The sequence below is a fragment of the Methylobacterium sp. Leaf104 genome, assembly GCF_001422885.1.
Taxonomy (GTDB): Bacteria; Pseudomonadota; Alphaproteobacteria; order Rhizobiales; family Beijerinckiaceae; genus Methylobacterium.
This window is the reverse complement of sequence record NZ_LMMZ01000029.1, coordinates 1-2,191: the sequence shown is the minus strand read 5'-3', so window position 1 is coordinate 2,191 and position 2,191 is coordinate 1. Positions and strand designations below refer to the sequence as shown.

Here is a 2,191-nt window from a genome sequence, read left to right as displayed (position 1 = left end):
AAGCCCTCAGTGCGAACCGTCGAGGGACTGTGGTCAGCCATCGGGCACCTCGTCGACACCGTCACGCCCGTCCACTGCGCCAACTTCATCTCCGCTGCAGAATATGCGCAAGAGTAAATCAATAATAATATAATATATTTAAATTTATATTGAGTAAAATTTACATTTAAACCAAGTTTTAAATCTATCTACGATTACCACGTTCGTTGAATTGACATTCACTCAATCGATGACATGATTAAGATGGATGTAGCAGATATACGAGATTAATATAAATATCTCAGATGGAGTGATCGCCTTAACAAAATTTGACTCGTCGGCGCTGATAAACTACCTTACGTTTTTTCGATCATACCGAGAATCTTGAGTTATGGCAATATTAAAACGGTCAACAATTTTTATGTACAAATATCTGAACTAGTTTATCAATCATATTAAGAAAGGTGCGTGATCGTGATCCGCAGATATTTTGTATTTTACTTCCAAATTATTGCATTGTAACTATACATCCATATGGATAGGTATTTTATCTATGATTCATAAAATTAGCTATTGGTTCTACGTTGATCTAAGATCTGGAGGTCCGAGCGGTTATCTCGCTAATCTTCATGTCGGTCTAACCAATACCCAGCTTGAAGAAAAAATCGGGCCTACGATCTGGCTCGATTGCGAACCGCGCTTGGATGGTCAGAATACCGACATGAACATATCGGCCGATAGTCTCCGCAATCACACCAGTTGGTTCGGAAACATCGATGACATTGCTCTTCCGAAACATCATCTTGACCGAGCTCTATCCGGCGGCGCACGATCACTCCACTGCCATACTGTCCCTGACTGTCTGATGACGATCCAATCTTTGGCATCGCGCAACTTACGTTTGCCTGTTCTGTTCTCGTCCCACAGTCCTGAGGCCTATTCGAAAGAGTTTGCTGACAAATGGAGTGATGAAGGACACGATACTGATAAGGTTGATGAGTTGCGAAAAGCGGTGCAAGCGGTTGAGCTTCGTACCTTCGAGCGATCAGATGTGTGGATTTTTCCCTGCGCCGAGGCCATGGATGGATACGAGGAAACGCTCCCAGGCTTCTCGATTTTGCGGCAATACAAGGACGTACGCTTTGTTCGCTCTGGGGTCGTAAGACTAGAGAGCTCTGTAACGCGTCAGGAGAGTCGTAATAGACTTCAAATTAAACAGTCTAAAGTTGTATTATATATCGGTCGACATAACACAACTAAAGGCTATGACGCTTTCTGCGAGGCAGCGTACTGCCTTCTTGACCGCGACTCAGATCTTTTGGTGCTTGTAGCCGGCAGACCTGGGCCTTTACCCACTCTATCCCACCCACGCTGCCTTGAACTTGGCTGGCATCCAGATCCAGGATCACTATTGCAAGCGGCAGACGTCTTTGTGTTGCCCAATCAAATGACCTACTATGATCTAGTACTCCTTGAAGCGATGTCCGCTGGAATACCAGTAGTTGCTTCAGCGACGGGCGGGAACATAGACGCTCGTATGATCTCGAATAGCGCTATAGCTTTATTCGAGCGAGGTGACATCAGCAAGTTTATTGCACAAGTGGAAGCTGTGCTCAACGACGACGCCCTGAGACAAAGAATGAGTCGGGACGCTCTCAACTCATATCGTCAAAACTATACGCCAGAAATTTTCGCATCTAATTACAGGGCTCTGATCAACAAGATATGGTTAGATTATGGTCTATACTATTAAATAATCTAATTTATTTAGGAAAAATTTATTTGGCCTGCCCCTGTAAAGTGTTCCTCCCCAAGGTATAGCTTCGAGCTATGTTGGAGTTGACCACGTTCGTAGTCCACAATTGATGCAAGCTCATGGCATGTGACAGTTTGGTTGGCGAAGGCTCGGGGCGTCAAGCCGCCCAGGGCCGTGTGGGGTCGATATTCGTTGTAGTGGCATCTCCAGTCCTCGATGCGCTCGCGGGCATCGGCCACCGACAGGAACCACGAGGCGTTCAAGTACTCCCCCGTAGACGGCCGTTGAACGACTCGATATAGGCTTTATCCAGCATTATGCTTGGCGGTGCACCCGTCCTTGAGATCAGTTGAAGCCGCTAGAGCAGGCACCGACCGGCTTGAATCGTCTGGGGTTCTCGCTGGGCCGAGGTTGTGATTCGATGCGCGGCTTTCCGAGGAGGAGAGCCGGTGGCGT

Annotated in this window: 1 protein-coding gene and 2 pseudogenes; 2 read left to right on the top strand and 1 reads right to left on the bottom strand. The window is 46.9% G+C overall.

What is annotated here, in order from left to right; translation table 11 throughout:
• Together ASF49_RS24560 and ASF49_RS23200 are read left to right on the top strand one after the other, a co-directional pair.
• Positions 1-117: pseudogene (locus ASF49_RS24560) on the top strand (IS630 family transposase); the annotation flags it as partial.
• A 415-nt stretch (positions 118-532) separates the two neighbouring features.
• The gene (locus tag ASF49_RS23200; RefSeq protein ID WP_082511337.1) at positions 533-1,732 is read left to right on the top strand and encodes a glycosyltransferase family 4 protein; all 1,200 of its coding nucleotides are present in this window, start codon (positions 533-535) and stop codon (positions 1,730-1,732) included.
• 113 nt (positions 1,733-1,845) lie between these two features.
• On the opposite strand, the pseudogene ASF49_RS23195 reads toward ASF49_RS23200, so the two are convergent.
• Positions 1,846-2,078: pseudogene (locus ASF49_RS23195) on the bottom strand (integrase core domain-containing protein); the annotation flags it as partial.
• Positions 2,079-2,191 lie beyond the last annotated feature (113 nt).